This is a genomic window from Rufibacter roseolus (assembly GCF_017916365.1).
GTDB lineage: Bacteria > Bacteroidota > Bacteroidia > Cytophagales > Hymenobacteraceae > Nibribacter > Nibribacter roseolus.
The window spans coordinates 1139893-1155589 of sequence record NZ_JAFMSU010000003.1; the positions used below are offsets into that span (position 1 = coordinate 1139893).

A 15697-nucleotide genomic window follows, 5' to 3' on the forward strand; every position below is an offset into this window, starting at 1 on the left:
GCAGTTGTACCGGAAATACGTGGCTCCGTTTGTGCATACTTACTGCTACTGCCTGTTACCTAATCATGTACATTTCCTGATTCAGGTGAGGGAGGCAGAGACTCTATTTAAAAGAAGCGAGCAAAACCAGGAGTTGATACCTGTTCGCATTCAGAGGCAATGGGGACATCTCCTGAACGCTTTTACCAAAGCCATGAACGCCCGCTACGACAGAGTAGACAGTCTGTTCCAGAAGCGGTTTAGAAGGAAAGAGGTCACCTCCGAATCATACTTTACAAGCCTTATCTTCTACATTCACTTCAACCCGCAACATCACGGGTTAATTCAGGATTTCAAAGATTGGCCTTACTCATCTTACCATAGCCTCTTATCACAAAAGCAGACTAACTTGGAACGAGACACAGTTCTCAAATGGTTTGGAGGCAAGGGCCCCCTGAAAAGTTTCCACAAAGCAAATGCTGACTTCCGCAGCATCATTCCTCTTATAGAAGAAGACGAATTGTAATGCCGTTTGCTCAAAAGACCTCGTAGCGTCCGGAGGACCTGCGAGCGTCTGCGCCTATACTTCCCGCTGCATGTACAAATCGCGCTGCACGTCCTCGCCCAGCACAAAAGTCAACTCCCCCGATTCCCTAAAACCGTACTTCTGGTAAAACCGGATAGCCCGTTCGTTGCTTTCCCAGACGGTGAGCCACACCACGTCATGCCCCTTTTGCTGCGCGCGTTCTAAGCTCATTTTCATCAAAGTATCGCCTAAACCGCGGCCGGTCCAGGCCTGGAGCAGATAAAGCCGGCTGATCTGAAAAGGCTTCTTCCCGGATATTCCAGTTGGTGCCGCTGCGGTGTTCCACTTCACGTAGGCCACAGCTTCTCCCTCAGCCTCCACAATCAGGAACTCCGTGTCTGGATCGGCTAATTCTGCTGCCTGGAGTTCCGGGGTGTACATGGTGGGCTTGAACGCGGCCATGTCCTCGGGACGGTTGTAGGCTGCAAAAGTCTCGTCAAAGGTGCGCCAGCCCAGATCGGCGAGTAAGCGGGCATCGGCGGCGGTTCCGCGTCTGAAGGTGAATTGGTTTGATGGTAAAGCGGGCATAAAGCTTAATTCAAAATAGGGACGCAAAGATACGCCAGAGTTCCGCAGGAAACCGTATAGCAGTTGTTCTCCGGAAGCAGCTTCCTGTTTAGAGCCTGTTTTTGGGAAATCGGCCCCAAAACAGGAACCTTGTACCGGGCAGGATCTTCAAATTCGTCTCGTTAGTGTCGCCTGCCCAACCCATCGGCAAGGCTTCCGTTTGTTATTTAAATTGATTCTGATGCCCATTATGGGTAATATGCCTTCTTTAATCCGCAAATAATTTCTGTACATATGGCCGAAGAAAAAGACTTTACCCAGCCTCAGCCCGAGGGCGAGGAAGGGCAACGCCCGAATGAAGCCCGCCGCAATTTTCTGAAACAATCTTCTATTCTCACCGCCTTCGCGCTGACGCCGGGCGTGGCCGTGAAAGCCGCCGATCTGAAGTTTGAGGAGAAGGTGGCCGCCGCCTTTGAGAAGGTGAACGTGACGCTGGAGATCAACGGCAAAAAACGCAAGCTTTCCGTGGAGCCCCGCACCACCGTGCTGGACCTCCTCCGCGAGCAACTCCACCTTACCGGCACCAAAAAAGGCTGCGACTACGGCCAGTGCGGTGCCTGCACCGTGCACGTAGACGGGCAGCGCGTGCTGTCTTGCCTCTCCCTGGCCGTGATGCAGGACGGAAAGAAAATCACCACCATTGAAGGCCTCGCCGACGGCGACAAACTGCACCCCATGCAGGAGGCCTTTATCAAGCATGACGGGTTCCAATGCGGTTACTGCACGCCGGGCCAGATCATGAGCGCGGTGGCCTGCGTGCGGGAAGGCCACGCCGATTCTGACGATGAGATCCGCGAGTTCATGAGCGGCAATATCTGCCGGTGCGGCGCTTACCCCAACATTGTGAACGCCATCAAGGAAGTTAAAAACGGAGGACAGAAAGTATGAACCAGTTCCAATACGTTCGGCCTACCAAAAACAAAGCGGCCATTGACACGGTAGCCAAAGAGCAGACCGCCATGTTCATCGCCGGGGGCACCAACCTGCTGGACCTCATGAAACGCGGCATCGTGGTGCCCGAGAAGCTGGTGGACATCAACAAACTGCCGCTCCGTAAGATTGAGAAAGAAAACGGCGCAGTACGCATCGGGGCGCTGGCCCTGAACGGTGAAGTAGCCGAGGATAAACTGGTGATGGAGAAGCATCCGCTGTTGTCGCAGGCCCTGAATGCCGGCGCCTCGGCACAGCTGCGGAACATGGCCACCGTAGGCGGAAATATGCTGCAGCGTACCCGTTGTCCGTATTTCTATGACACCGCCCTGCCCTGCAACAAGCGCGAACCCGGCACCGGCTGCGGCGCGCTGCAAGGCTACAACCGCATGCACGCCATCTTCGGGCACAGCGATAAATGCATCGCCGTGCATCCTTCCGATATGAGCGTGGCCTTAGTTGCCTTGGATGCTAATGTGCTGGTCTCCGGCCCCAAAGGCGACCGTAAGATTCCGTTCTCCGAGTTCCACCGCCTGCCCGGCGATACCCCGCAGATAGACACCAACCTGCAGAAAGGTGAGCTGATTACTGCCGTGGAGGTGCCTGAAACCGCTTTTACAAAAAATGTGAATTACCTTAAAATACGCGACCGCGCTTCATATGCTTTCGCGCTGGTATCTGTGGCGGCGGCGCTCCAGATTGAGAACAACACCATCAAGGATGCCCGTTTGGCCATGGGTGGCGTGGCCCACAAACCCTGGCGCCTGACCGATGCGGAGAAAGCCCTGGTGGGCAAACCAGCAACGGAGCAGACGTTCCGGCAGGCCGCCGAGATTGCCATGCGCGGGGCCAAAGCCTTTGAACACAACCAATATAAACTTAAACTAGGCCCTAACACCATTGTGCAGGCGCTGAAAAACGCGGCAGCTGCCGTTTAACCTCTCTTCCTTATGAAAGATTATTTCTTCCAAGATAACGTCGGGAAGCCGATGGACCGGGTAGACGGTCGGCTGAAGGTGACGGGCGCGGCCAAATACTCCGCGGAGTACGAGTTACCCAACATGGCGTACGGCGTGCTGGTGGGCAGTACCATCACCAAAGGCCGCATCAAGAGCATCGACACCAAAGCCGCCGAGCGCGCGCCCGGGGTGATTGCCGTGTTGCATTACCAGAACGCCCCCAAAGTACCGGGCTACATCCAGGCCGCACACCCCACGGAACCAAAACCCGTCGGGCAGCCGCACCGCGTGTTCTATGATGACAAAGTCTATTTTAATGACCAGCCCATCGCCATTGTGGTGGCCGATACGCTGGAGCGCGCCCGCTACGCTGCTAGGCTGGTGAAAGCGCAGTACGAAGAAGACAAACACGCCACTGACTTTCTTAAGCACCAGTCCAAAGCCATTCTGCCTACGCACGCCCAGCGCAACCCTAAGCACTACTTAAATGACTATGTGAAGGGCAAAGAGGATGCGTACAAAGGCGAACCGTTGAAGGTTGAGGGCGAGTACGTCATCCCTACGGAATTCCACAACCCCATAGAACTGCAGGCTATTGTGGCCCACTGGGAAGCTGATAACCGCCTCACCGTCTATGACAAAACCCAGGCGGTGATTGGCACTCAGAACGCTTTTGCGAAGGAGTGGAACATTCCGGTGGAGAACGTAAAGGTGATTGCCACATTTGTGGGTGGCGCCTTCGGGAACGGGTTGCACACCTGGCCCCACGAAACCGCCGCCATCATCGCCGCCAAGAAAGTGAACCGCCCCGTGAAAGTGATGCTCACCCGCGAGCAGATGTTCACCATGGTGGGCTACCGCCCATTTGCGTGGCAGAAAATGGGCATGAGCGCAACCAAAGACGGTAAAATTACCGCCATTACGCACGAGGCCATCGGGCAGACGTCTTCTTACGAGGAGTTCACGGAGTCTGTCCTGCAGCAGACCCGCATGATGTACACCAGCCCCAACATCACCACCCGCTACCGCATCCTGCCGCTGGACGTGAGCACGCCCATCTGGATGCGTGGTCCCGGCGAGGCCACCGGTGCTTTCGCGCTGGAATCGGCGATGGATGAGATGGCCTATGTGCTGAAAATGGACCCACTGGAGTTCCGCATAAAAAACCACACCGACCGTGACCCTGAGCGTAACCTGCCCTGGTCCACCAAGTTCCTGACCGAGGCCATGCAGATGGGCGCCGAAAAAATTGGTTGGAAAAACCGGAAACTAGAACCCGGCACCCTGCGCAACGGCGAGTGGCTGGTAGGCTACGGCATGGGCGTGGGCACGTTCGGCTCGCACCGCAACCGGGCCTCGGCTAGAGCGGTGCTTCGCGCCGACGGAACCGTGCTCATCCAAAGCGCCACTACCGACATCGGGCCCGGAACGGGCACGGCCATGGTGCAGATTGCCGCCGATGCCATGGGCATGGACCCAAGCAAAATCACCTTTGAACTGGGTAGCTCGCTTTTCCCGCCGGCACCTAGCCAAGGCGGGTCGGCTACGGTAGCCAGCGTGGGCTCGGCGGTGCAAGCGGCTTGTAATTCCCTGAAGAAGAAGCTGGCGACTATGGCATCCGGAAACGCGGAGTCAAGTTTCAAAGGAGCCAAGTACGAGGACCTCGCCTTCAAAGACGGACAGGTTTCCCTTTCCAGCGCGCCCAATACCAAGCTGTCCTTCACCGATATTCTGAAGCAACAAAGATTGCCAGAATTGGAAGCCACCGAAGAGTCAAAACCAGACAACCCAGAACGGAACAAATACTCTATGTACTCGTTTTCGGTGCATTTTGCCGAAGTTCAGGTGCATCCGCTCACCGGTCAGGTGCGGGTGACCAAAATGGTTTCCTGCGCAGATGCGGGTAAAATCGTGAACAAGAAAACGGCTGGGAACCAGATGATCGGCGGAGCCGTGGGCGGCATTGGCATGGCCCTGACCGAGGGTGCCGTGATTGATGACCGGTTCGGGCGCTACGTGACCAAAGATTTTGCCGATTACCACGTACCGGTGCATGCCGACTCTCCTAACATTGAGGTGGCCTTTGTGGACAAACCAGACTTCATCGGGAATCCGCTGGGTACCAAAGGCATCGGGGAAATCGCGACCATTGGGGTGGCTCCGGCCATTGCCAACGCCATCTTCAATGCCACCGGCAAACGCATCCGGGAACTGCCTATCACACCAGATAAGTTGATTTAAGTTTATTACTTATAGAAACAGAAAAGCCGCTCTACTAGATAGAGCGGCTTTTCTGTTTTGGGGCCGTTTTGGTGAAATCGGCGTGTAAACGGCAAATCCATTTTAGACTAATACCGGTAGCCGGGGAAATACTTGATATCAAACTCCATGTAGTCTTCATCATGACCGTTGCCGGTGTGGGTATCGCCGCCGTCATCCATTATGCTTTTCACCTCTATTAGCCCGTAAATGACCCAGGAATTGTTGAGGGGGTAGCGCACCCTTACTGCGTAGATATCGCCAGCCTGCACGTTTATGATTTCGGTCTTTTCCGGGCCGTATTGTTTCATGGCTGCGGCTACCTGGTTGGGCTGGCTCCAGTTCCTGGCGGCTGCGGGCACCTTTACGTACGCCACCTGTCCTGCGGCCATGCTCGGGCCCGACGTAAAAGAATGTTCAAAGCGCTGATCGAGCCAATCTCTAGGAGGCATTTTGTTTGTAAGGAAGGCGAACGGGGTAAGTCCGGGCTCATTGACCAAAGTCTGTGGCTGGGAATCCCCAATGCGATAGTCCAGGATGGTCAAAGAGTTTCTTTTCTCTCCCCAATAGTTGTAGAGTTTCACGCCTTTGTATTCTGAAGAGGCAGATACGGTAAACTTCACCTCAAAGGGTTTGCCGGTGGCCGGATTATGGTAAACGGCGCCATTTGCCTCCTGGGGCTCTACCGTGAGTACAATCTCCTGGCCCGGTTGCGCCTGCATTGGGCTATCGTTGACAATGTACTCCAGCTCGTACTCATTGGAGGTTAGGCCACCAGAAACAGAAGAAGCCGTGCGGTTCACCACCAACGGAAAATCGCGCCCCCGCAGGTTGTCATAGACCTTGAGATCTTTGATACCTTGATTGGAGTCAAACCGAAAGAAATAGCGGAGGGTATCGCCGGAATAGACGCGCATTTCGCTTGCCTGTCCAGACGGGATGTAGCCGTTATTGGTGAATTTGGAATAGACCACGCTGCTGGATAAAGTGGCATAAGGAGCCGGCGTGGGTTCATCGTCATCAGAGCAGGAAGCTAATAAATAGGGAGCGGCTAGAAGCCAGAGCAGTTGGAAAAGTTTTTTCACGGTAACATAAGGGTTAGATGGAGCGATTCCTGTCTCTTAGTTTACAACTGCACCTGATATGTCCCGACCACACTTTTTAAAGACAGGTATCTCTTCAAAGCAAAGACCATTCCAAGGGCTTTCACCCCTAGCTCCAGAAAAGGCTCTTTGCCTGCTTTTTTACCAAAGCGCTGTTGCATAAGCAGGTTGTCCCTGAGTTTTTAAAGAAAAAGTAATTCATTCTGCAACTTCTGCCCTATTGCCGGAATCTCCAATACATTACATCCCTAACAGATGGTCTCTTCTATGAAATTTTTGCTGGCGCTTCTCACCGTTTTGGGCCTGTTTTTAACAAAAGCAGCCGCACAGGCTGTCTGGACTCCCAGCCCACCCCTTAGCTCCACTTTCGCCAACACCACCAGCATCGCAGTCAGTCCGGTGAATGACAGAATCTTCATTGGGTCAACCGATGGCGGTATCCTGAGTTCTGACGATGGCCGGACCTGGCAGCAGGTGTTACCGCACGCGGTGGTCAGTATCTTGGCGAAAGCAGACGGCACCCTGCTAGCCGGAGGAAAAGGAACTGTCTACCGCTCCGTGGACCAGGGCCAGAACTGGACTGCTCACCCGGTCAGCAGTGAATACTCCATCCGGAAGATTGTATCAGACAGTGAGGGAAAACTGTATCTGGTTACCGGAGACCTGGGCGAAGACGGCAGCGAGGAGGAATTTTACGTGGGCGACGGCGTTTTCACCTCCACCGATAATGGCCAAACCTGGACGAAGGACATCCAGGGTATGACCGGTACTTTGAGTGCCTGGAATCTGGCGGTGGGCAAGAACGATCAGGTGTACGTGGGCACCCATGACGGCAACGGGCGGCAAGACACCAGAATAGGTTTATACACGCGCCAGAAGGAGCAAACCACCTGGCAACCCGTTGACATCAAATTCCGGGAGATCGCCAACTTCAATGTGGCGTACCTGCACTCCATTGCGGTGGATGAAAACGATAGCCTCTATGTTGGCGTGGCCGGGAGCTCTGCTAGCCTGGCCGTGGAAGGAACCCTTAAATCCTCGGATGGCGGGCAGACGTGGCGGCCTTTGTACCTCACCCACAACACCACTTGGAATTACTGGCACCAACCCGTGGCCCACAGCTTTTACGTGAGCAAAGACCGCACGCTCTGGACCAGCAACTGGCCTAGCCGCGGCATTCTGGTCTCCAAAGATAAAGGAGAAACCTGGACCAGGGATATGCAAAACATCGGGACTCCGCCTTATGCCTCCAGCCTGCAACACTTCCAGTTTGCCGAAAACAGCCAAAACAGGATTTTCGCCCTGCAGCCTTTTGACAATTATGTGTATTCCAAAATCTACCTGTTAGGCACAGATAAACCTTCTGAGAACTTCAGGTTCACGCTGGAGGCTTTCCCCAACCCGTTCCAGGATCAGTTGAGCCTTCGGTTTACCCTCTCTGCGCCTTCTGTGGTACAGATTCAGGTGGCAGATGCAAAAGGGGCATTGGTTTACAAACAAGCATATAAAGCCTCGGCCGGTGTCAACGCCTTGCAATGGAAGTCACTTCATAATGCTCCCGGCGTCTACTATGTTTCCGTACAGACAGGCACGTATCAAAGCACCAAGAAAGTAGTCTTGTTACCCTAATCACAAAAGAGCCTCGCCCATTTTAAGGCCGATTTCCTAGAAACGGCTCCAAAACAGGCGAGGCTTCCTTTTTTATTAGTTAATGCTTAGTCGCGCTTGCTTTTCAGCAGCTTGCGCAGTTCGGCCAATTCATCGCGGTACTTGGCGGCTTGCAGGAAGTCCAGCTCTTTGGCGGCGGCTTCCATCTGCTTCTCAGTTTTCTTGATGACCTTCTCCAGTTCGTCCTTCTTCATATACTGCACCACCGGATCAGCGGCCACGGACATGAGGCTTTCATCTGGGCCGGCGTAGGCCTTCGGCTCGCGTTTGTTACTATCGGCCACCGAGGTCTGCTCCATGATCGCTTCCTTGGACTTGAGCACGGTGCGCGGCGTAATGCCATGCTCCAGGTTGTACTCCATCTGCACGGCGCGACGGCGGTTGGTCTCGTCAATGGCGCGCTGCATGGAACCGGTCATGCGGTCGGCGTACATGAGCACTTTTCCGTTTTCGTTACGGGCGGCGCGGCCGATAGTCTGGATGAGGGATCTCTGGTCGCGCAGGAAACCTTCCTTATCTGTGTCCAGGATGGCTACCAAACTCACCTCCGGTAAATCCAAGCCTTCACGGAGCAGGTTCACGCCAATGAGCACGTCAATCTCGCCCAGGCGGAGTTCCCGCAGAATCTCCACCCGCTCCAGGGTTTTCACCTCAGAGTGGATGTATTTCACCTTGATATTGAGGCGCTCCATGTACTTGGTGAGTTCCTCGGCCATGCGCTTGGTCAACGTGGTCACCAGGATGCGGTCGCCGGCTTTAATGCGGTTGTCCACCTCGTCCAGCAAATCATCAATCTGGTTCTGGCTGGGCCTGATCTCAATCTCGGGGTCCAGAAGACCCGTTGGGCGGATAATCTGCTCCACCACCACACCTTCAGATTTCTGGATCTCGTAGTCGCCGGGCGTGGCGCTCACGAAGATGACCTGGTGCATCACGCTCTCAAACTCATTGAAGGTAAGCGGGCGGTTGTCCATGGCGGCGGGTAAACGGAAGCCGTATTCCACCAGCGCGGTTTTACGGGAGCGGTCACCGCCCCACATGGCGCGCACCTGAGGCAAGGTGGCGTGGCTCTCGTCTATGACCATCAGGAAATCATCGGGGAAATAGTCCAGCAGACAGAACGGGCGGGCACCGGGCTCACGGCGGTCAAAGTAACGCGAGTAGTTCTCAATGCCGGAGCAGTAACCCAGTTCCCGGATCATCTCCAAGTCAAACTCGGTCCGCTCCTTGATGCGCTTGGCTTCGTTGTCGCGGCCTTCTTTGAGGAAGTATTCGTGCTGGGCCACCATGTCAAACTGGATCTCATTGATGGCTTGGTTCAGGGTGTCTTTGCCCGTCACGAAGAGGTTGGCCGGGAACAGCGAAATGCCTTCCTCATCGGCGATCTTTTTGCCGCTCTGCGGATCAATGCGCTGGATAGACTCAATCTCGTCGCCCCAGAAGTAGATGCGGTACGCGAAATCGGCGTAGGCCGGGAATATATCCACGGTATCGCCTTTCACCCGGAACGTTCCACGTGTGAACTCCACCTCGGTGCGGCTGTAAAGAATGGACACGAACTGGTAGAGCAGGTTGTTGCGGCTCACCTTCATGCCCGGGGCCAAAGGAATCACGTTCTTCCCGAATTCCTCGGGGTTGCCTATACCGTAGATGCAGCTCACCGAGGCTACCACAATCACATCGCGGCGACCCGAGAGCAAGGCCGAGGTACAGTGCAGCCGCAGCTTCTCAATCTCCTCGTTGATGGCCAGGTCCTTCTCAATGAAGACATCAGACGAGGCGATGTAGGCCTCGGGCTGGTAGTAGTCATAGTAGGAAATAAAGTATTCCACCGCGTTGTTGGGGAAAAACTGCTTGAACTCGCCGTACAGCTGCGCGGCTAGGGTTTTGTTGTGGCAAAGCACCAGGGTGGGCTTTTTCACCTCCTGGATCACGTTGGCTACCGTGAAGGTTTTACCCGTACCGGTGGCACCCAGCAACACCTGCGCGTGCTCACCGGTTTTTATACCACGCACCAATTCCTTGATGGCTTTGGGCTGGTCTCCGGTTGGTTGAAATTCTGAGGTTAACTGAAAATCCATAGAGGAATTAAATACAATCAAAGGTAACGGATTATAACACCAGGCTTGGCAAGAGAGTTTACCTTCTTGCTAAATATACTGGTGTTTAAAGGCTACTTTACTAAAATAACGCAAAAACGCCGCTTTTGGCAAAGCGGCGTCTCTGTTTTATATGACCAGAAAAGAATCTTCTAAGTTTAGTTGCAGGGCGACTCACTCACGGTGAGCACCTTTACATGCGGATAAATGATAGGAATGAAGCCGGGACAGTCAGGCGCCTCGTTCTCCGGGATGGATTTGATGGTGATGTACAGCCTTTTGCCTGGCACCTGATAGACAGGATGCAAGTTGAAGGTGTTCACATACACCGTGTCATTACTGGGTTTGGTGTCCACTATCTCGGCCGCGGCTGGATCCAAAACGGCCAATACCGTACCACAGCCCTGGTCTAATACCACCGCCTCAAAACAATCGCTGGTTACCTCCTCATCCTCGCAACTGGAAAAGGTGAGCAAACCCGCAAGCCCTAATAAAGCTACTCCTCTTAAACGCATTTATTCTATCAAACTTTTATGCTAATAATTTGACCTTGATTATAAAGATAATGATTTTCACTATTAATTTATTTCGAATTCAATAAAGAATCAAGGTAAAATCAAGGTATTTTGTTTTATCTTCTTGTCTGCCACCGCTTTCTGTACCTGGCTCTTCATAGCGGCAATTATATTTTGTTCTTTCTCACTTACAACATCCTTAATTTCTTCTTTAAGCCACAGGACGGAGGTACCAATGTACAATGGCACAGAAAATAACAATGCCCAGTTTCTTACTACTTTGGGGAGAGAGCAAGTCTTGTTCATAATGGTAAGGGAACTTGGTAAGCGTATGCCTGGATAGAGGAGACCACTAAAGGAAGGCATACCCCTACTGCTGTTGGTAAAAATAAACTAAATTACTTGGCAAGGCGCCATCTGCCGCCTATACTAACCCCAAGCTGGTACGGATTGGCCTGTCTTTGAGCCTCCCGCAGCATAGGGCTGAGCGAGTAGGTGAATTCAGGTGCCAACAGTATACTCATCTTCTTGGTGACGTCATAGCCAACCCCAATGGAGGTAGTGGTTGCCCACTGTACCGTCCGGAAGGGGGAATCTTTGTCATTGAGGCCATATCTCACAGCCTCTACCTGGTCTGTTTCTGGCACAATGGTATTCTGCACCAGCAGGTTCATGTTCAGCCCGCCAGAGAAAAGGGCATACATTCTCTTCATGTTCAGCCGGTAAGCCAACCGCACAGGCAAACCAACCTGTTGGTACCGGTACCTGGTGTTGTAGCGGTCTGTGCGGTCTACAGTGATGGCTCTGGCGGCCATTTCATTGTTGAAAGCGTTGGTCACCAAAGGTGCACTCTTGCCCGACGAGCTCCCCAGGTCAAACCCTACCGTGGATAACACCGACCCTCCCTGGTACACCAGGTAAGACTGCGTGGTGGTTGCCTCGTTCTGCGTGTACAAGACTCCGGTCTCCAGTTGCCATTTGTCATTGATCCGGTAACTGGCTCCCACCAGGGCCGCATAAGAATAGGTTGGGGTATAGCTGTGGTTGTATTCCTCTACCGCCTCCTTGTACTGCGCATATGCCTGGGCTTGTCCTACAGCCGGGCTGTTCATAGCAGAATTATCGCTTAGTTTTACCGGTGCGTAAGCATACTGAGGGCTATAGGCCATGGTCACGCTCCACTTGTAAACGTCACTTTCTTCGGCTTCATTGCCTTTTTTAGGCGGTGGGGTCTGGGCCAAGGCCGTCAAGGGGGCTTCCTTCTGAACCAAAATACTTCTCTCAGACGCTCCTTTAAGCGAATCCAAGCCTAACGGGAGTCCTTTAGAAAATGACAGATTATTTGTAACAGATCGGGGAAAAGCCTTGTTTTCCCCGCTGATTGGCTGGATGGTTTTGTCTGTAACCGGCCTTTCTGCCTCTGTTGTGATGGCTAATTCTACGGCAGGTTTACTTTCTTTCAGCGTTTCTACAGTGGCGGTATTTTCTTTAGGGTTTTGCTGCGCAAATGAAATGCTTAAAGCTGGCCGGTTCTCATTCAAAGCATAAGTTCTGCTATTAGAAGCAGCCCCAGTAGCATCTTCGTTTTGAGCCTGTTTCCCAGAAAACACCCTTGGAACGGAAACCAGAACTTCAGGCGTAACGTGGCGTTCTGAAGCTTCGGCCATCTCAGGAGCTTCGGCTATCGCGGGGGCGGCATTTGCCGGAAGGTTCACATCGGCCGCAGGCCGGTTTGGCACAGATGCCGCCGGAGCTTTCTGGCTACTTCTCTCCTGCCCGGAAGCAAGGGTATCCTGCTGGCCAACCAGAAGAGGGGAATCCTGCTGCCAAACAATGATACCCGCCGAGAGCAGGAGCAACAGCAGGGCCGCCGCCATGGAGCGGTACCATATCATCTGCTTCCTATACCGGTGCAGTTCCTGGTTCTCTATTTCGCGGTGCACGTTTTCCCAGATTCTGGGTGGTGGAGCGCTTTCAGCTTCAGCAAAGCCATTCCGGAAGATGTCCTCCACAGACTGGCCTTTCTCTTTATCAGCCGGTGACTTTTTCATGGTATTGCTGTTTTAACCGCAACAACGCCTGCCGTAAGCTGGCGCGGGCGCGGGAATATTGTGACTTGGAGGTGCTCTCGGTAATGTCCAGCATCTCTCCTATTTCTTTGTGCGAGAAGCCTTCAATGGCATACAGGTTAAAAACCGCCTGGTAACGTGGCGGCAGGCCCCGCACCAGCTCCAGTAGCTCCTCGTAGGCAAACTGGCTGTCTATGCTATCGTGCTCAGAGACATCGTCCCACTCCTCCTCCTGGTCTGTGACCATGAGGTGCCGGTTTGTGCGCTGGTGTTTCAGGGCCGTATTGATCACGATGCGCTTTACCCAGAACTCCAGCGGGCAGTCGCCCTTGAAATCCTGCAGATAGCGGAAGACCTTGATAAATGAGTCCTGTAAGATATCCTCGGCCTCAAAATCCGTACGGGCATACCGCTTACTCACGGCCAGCATCTTCCCCGCGTACCGCTGGTAGAGCAGATGCTGGGCATCCCGTTTGCCGGCTACCGCCCGCTTGATGAGGTCTGCCTCTGAAGGATCTTTGGGTTTAAATATCTTCAACGGAGGGTCATTAAAATGATCTTCTACAGGTAAGAGCCCTTATGGGCCGCAATGGTTGCATGGCCGCGGCGTCCACAGAAAATAATTTTACAACTTACTTGGCCACAGGTAAGATAACCAGAAAACAGGGTATATCCCAGCCTAAGGCACAGCGTTGCCTACCCTGTTTTAGGGCCGTTTTACAGAAAAGAAGTTAAAAACGAAATTAGCTGTGCCAGATCTGCCAGGCGACTTCGGCCTGAAGACAGAGCATTTCATAGCCGTTGATGGTCTTGGCGCCCATCTCCTTGCCCCGTTTCATGAACATGGTCTCGGCCGGATTGTACACCAAATCATACAGATAATGGTGCGAAGACAGCAGCTCATATGGGATGGTTGGGGCCTCGTCTTCTTTGGGGAAAGTGCCCACCGGCGTGGTATTGACAATGAGGGAGACCGATGCCATGATGCCGGGCGTGAGCTCCCCGTAGGTAAGCAGGCCCGGTTTCTTCTCCCTGGAGACTACTCTATAGGAAATATTAAGATACTCCAACGCCGCTATCACCGCTTTGGCTGCCCCACCCGTACCCAGCACCAGCGCCTGCGACAGCGGAAAGCACGGGTAGAAATGCTGGAGTGACTGCATGAAGCCCTGGTAATCTGAATTGTGGCCCACCAGTCGGCCGTCCTCAAACTTAATAACGTTCACTGCCCCAATGCGCGCCGCGGCCGGGTCCAGAGAGTCCAGGAAAGGAATGACGGCTTCTTTGTACGGGATGGTCACGTTCAACCCCTTCAGGTTGGGATGCGCCTGCAGTAAACCGAGAAACTCATCGATGGTGTCCAGCTCGAAGAGATGGTAGACGCTGTCCTTGATTCCCTCTGTGAGGAATTTCTCTGTGAAGTATCTTTGGGAGAAAGAGTGGCTAAGCTTGTAACCTACCAGCCCGTAAACATTTTCCATATCAGGTAATTTGCGAGTTGGCTTACTGTTGGCCTATTGCTGTTTGGGGCTCAGCTTCTGCTTTACTATTTCAATGATGGGCGGGATGATAGAGATAAGGATGATCCCGAAAATCACCAAGGAGAAGTTTTTCTTCACTGCCGGGATGTTCCCGAATACGAAACCTGCCACCGTGAAGCCAACCACCCACAGGAAACCGCCTATGATGTTATAGGAAAGAAACTTGCTGTATTTCATAGTTCCTACGCCGGCCACAAACGGGGCAAACGTGCGGATGATGGGAATGAAGCGGGCAAAGATGATGGTTTTACCGCCGTGTTTCTCATAGAAAGCCTGGGTTTTGAGCAGGTACTCCCGTTTCAGGAACCGGTAATCCCGCTTGAAAACCTTGGGCCCAAAGTAATCCCCGATGAGGTAGTTTAGGGTATCTCCCAGAAAAGCGGCCACAAAAAGCAGGACCAGCAATATCCAGATGTTCAGCACACCAGTGGCCGCAAACGCACCCGCGGCAAACAAAAGCGAATCGCCGGGCAGAAAAGGCATTACCACCACCCCAGTTTCTACAAAAATGATCAGGAAAAGGATAGCATAGGTCCAGGTACCGTAGTCAGAGATAATCTGGCTTAGGTGCTGGTCCAGGTGCAGAAACAAATCAATGAACTGACGGAGTAACTCCATAGGGTTGTAGAATGGTGCTTAGATAAGTTTATCTAACATTCCCTTGTCAAGGAAATGCGTGAAAGTATCGCCTCTGAGGCCTAACCGAATAGTTTCTAGCGGCACAATCTCATTAGGCGCAATATTGCCCAGGTTCACATTGGCCCCCAGAAGTTTGATAAAGAAGACTTGCTGCGCTTTTTGCGGCGCTTCCCAGATGATTTTCTCAAAAGGGATCTTGGTAAGGATTTCCTCTACCAGGCCGCTTCTCACCTCACCGGTAGAGCGGAAAAGCCCCACGTTGCCGCTTTCCCTGGCTTCCCCGATTACCTTCCAGGCGCCGGCATCCAACTCGGCCTGCATCAGGCTGATCCATTTGTAGGGAGGGATGATTTTTTGGTCATCTTTAGACCCTACCTCAGAGAGGACAGTGGTTTGCTCCGCCAGCGTGCGGATATACTTGCACTTGAGCTCGTGGTCCATTTCAATGGAGCCGTCTGAGATTTCGGCAAACTCCAGCTTGTATTTGTCCAGCAAACGGCGGTAATCTTCAAACTGACCGCGTACGATGAAGGCCTCAAACAGGGTACCGCCAAAGTACACCGGAATTCCCGCTGCCCGGTAGATGTCTAGTTTCTGGTCCAAGTTAGGCGTCACGAAGGAAGTTGCCCAGCCCAGCTTCACAATATCTACGTACTCACCGGCTACCTCTACAAAATTCTCAGTTTCACGTAAGCTAAGGCCTTTGTCCATGGCCATGGTAAAACCGCTGTCTCTTGGTTTGGAAGTGCGTTGGGGGAGGTGGGTAAGTTCGTAGTTCATGAA

General features: G+C 53.1%; 16 protein-coding genes. 5 read left to right on the top strand and 11 right to left on the bottom strand.

Annotated elements, in window-relative coordinates:
• Positions 1 to 193 precede the first annotated feature (193 nt).
• Positions 194 to 505, top strand: a complete 312-nt coding sequence (locus J3P35_RS20630) for a hypothetical protein (protein WP_210466609.1) — start codon at positions 194 to 196, stop codon at positions 503 to 505.
• Between the two features lie 54 nt (positions 506 to 559).
• Here the strand turns inward: J3P35_RS20630 and J3P35_RS20635 are convergent, their stop codons facing one another.
• Positions 560 to 1093 carry a GNAT family N-acetyltransferase gene (locus J3P35_RS20635; protein ID WP_210466610.1) on the bottom strand — a complete coding sequence of 178 codons (534 nt, stop codon included), beginning with the start codon at positions 1091 to 1093 and terminating at the stop codon, positions 560 to 562.
• A gap of 273 nt (positions 1094 to 1366) precedes the next feature.
• Here J3P35_RS20635 and J3P35_RS20640 point away from each other — a divergent pair, with 273 nt between their 5' ends.
• From J3P35_RS20640 to J3P35_RS20650, 3 genes are read left to right on the top strand one after another with little or no spacing between them, the layout of a single operon-like run.
• Positions 1367 to 2020, top strand: a complete 654-nt coding sequence (locus J3P35_RS20640) for a (2Fe-2S)-binding protein (protein WP_210466611.1) — start codon at positions 1367 to 1369, stop codon at positions 2018 to 2020.
• On the top strand, positions 2017 to 3000 hold the full coding sequence (locus J3P35_RS20645) for an FAD binding domain-containing protein (protein WP_210466612.1): 984 nt from the start codon (positions 2017 to 2019) through the stop codon (positions 2998 to 3000). The genes J3P35_RS20640 and J3P35_RS20645 overlap by 4 nt, the downstream gene beginning before the upstream one ends.
• Positions 3001 to 3012: 12 nt before the next feature.
• Positions 3013 to 5262: a xanthine dehydrogenase family protein molybdopterin-binding subunit gene (locus tag J3P35_RS20650; protein ID WP_210466613.1), complete on the top strand. Its 2250-nt coding sequence runs from the start codon at positions 3013 to 3015 to the stop codon at positions 5260 to 5262.
• Between the two features lie 107 nt (positions 5263 to 5369).
• On the opposite strand, the gene J3P35_RS20655 is transcribed toward J3P35_RS20650, so the two are convergent.
• Together J3P35_RS20655 and J3P35_RS20660 are read right to left on the bottom strand one after the other, a co-directional pair.
• Positions 5370 to 6365 (bottom strand): hypothetical protein, encoded by a 996-nt coding sequence (locus J3P35_RS20655; RefSeq protein WP_210466614.1) that lies wholly within the window; start codon positions 6363 to 6365, stop codon positions 5370 to 5372.
• Positions 6366 to 6406: 41 nt separating this feature from the next.
• On the bottom strand, positions 6407 to 6544 hold the full coding sequence (locus tag J3P35_RS20660; protein ID WP_210466615.1) for a hypothetical protein: 138 nt from the start codon (positions 6542 to 6544) through the stop codon (positions 6407 to 6409).
• A 106-nt stretch (positions 6545 to 6650) separates the two neighbouring features.
• Between J3P35_RS20660 and J3P35_RS20665 the strand changes: the two genes are divergently transcribed.
• The gene (locus J3P35_RS20665; RefSeq protein WP_210466616.1) at positions 6651 to 8012 is read left to right on the top strand and encodes a T9SS type A sorting domain-containing protein; all 1362 of its coding nucleotides are present in this window, start codon (positions 6651 to 6653) and stop codon (positions 8010 to 8012) included.
• Positions 8013 to 8098: 86 nt separating this feature from the next.
• Here J3P35_RS20665 and uvrB read toward each other — a convergent pair whose 3' ends face one another.
• The 8 genes from uvrB to J3P35_RS20705 all read right to left on the bottom strand — a co-directional run bounded on the left by uvrB (position 8099) and on the right by J3P35_RS20705 (position 15694).
• Positions 8099 to 10132, bottom strand: coding sequence for an excinuclease ABC subunit UvrB (uvrB, locus tag J3P35_RS20670; RefSeq protein ID WP_210466617.1), 2034 nt, complete (start codon positions 10130 to 10132; stop codon positions 8099 to 8101).
• Between the two features lie 176 nt (positions 10133 to 10308).
• Positions 10309 to 10665, bottom strand: a complete 357-nt coding sequence (locus tag J3P35_RS20675; RefSeq protein ID WP_210466618.1) for a hypothetical protein — start codon at positions 10663 to 10665, stop codon at positions 10309 to 10311.
• Between the two features lie 90 nt (positions 10666 to 10755).
• Positions 10756 to 10971, bottom strand: a complete 216-nt coding sequence (locus J3P35_RS20680; RefSeq protein ID WP_210466619.1) for a hypothetical protein — start codon at positions 10969 to 10971, stop codon at positions 10756 to 10758.
• A 92-nt stretch (positions 10972 to 11063) separates the two neighbouring features.
• Positions 11064 to 12716, bottom strand: coding sequence for an outer membrane beta-barrel protein (locus J3P35_RS20685; RefSeq protein ID WP_210466620.1), 1653 nt, complete (start codon positions 12714 to 12716; stop codon positions 11064 to 11066).
• Positions 12697 to 13272 carry an RNA polymerase sigma factor gene (locus J3P35_RS20690; protein WP_246850388.1) on the bottom strand — a complete coding sequence of 192 codons (576 nt, stop codon included), beginning with the start codon at positions 13270 to 13272 and terminating at the stop codon, positions 12697 to 12699. The genes J3P35_RS20685 and J3P35_RS20690 overlap by 20 nt, the downstream gene beginning before the upstream one ends.
• Before the next feature lie 205 nt (positions 13273 to 13477).
• Entirely contained in the window at positions 13478 to 14215 is a 738-nt protein-coding gene (locus J3P35_RS20695; protein WP_210466621.1) for a shikimate dehydrogenase family protein, read from the bottom strand.
• 33 nt (positions 14216 to 14248) lie between these two features.
• Positions 14249 to 14893 (bottom strand): DedA family protein, encoded by a 645-nt coding sequence (locus tag J3P35_RS20700; RefSeq protein WP_210466622.1) that lies wholly within the window; start codon positions 14891 to 14893, stop codon positions 14249 to 14251.
• 18 nt (positions 14894 to 14911) lie between these two features.
• Positions 14912 to 15694: a phosphosulfolactate synthase gene (locus J3P35_RS20705; protein ID WP_210466623.1), complete on the bottom strand. Its 783-nt coding sequence runs from the start codon at positions 15692 to 15694 to the stop codon at positions 14912 to 14914.
• Positions 15695 to 15697: the final 3 nt, after the last annotated feature.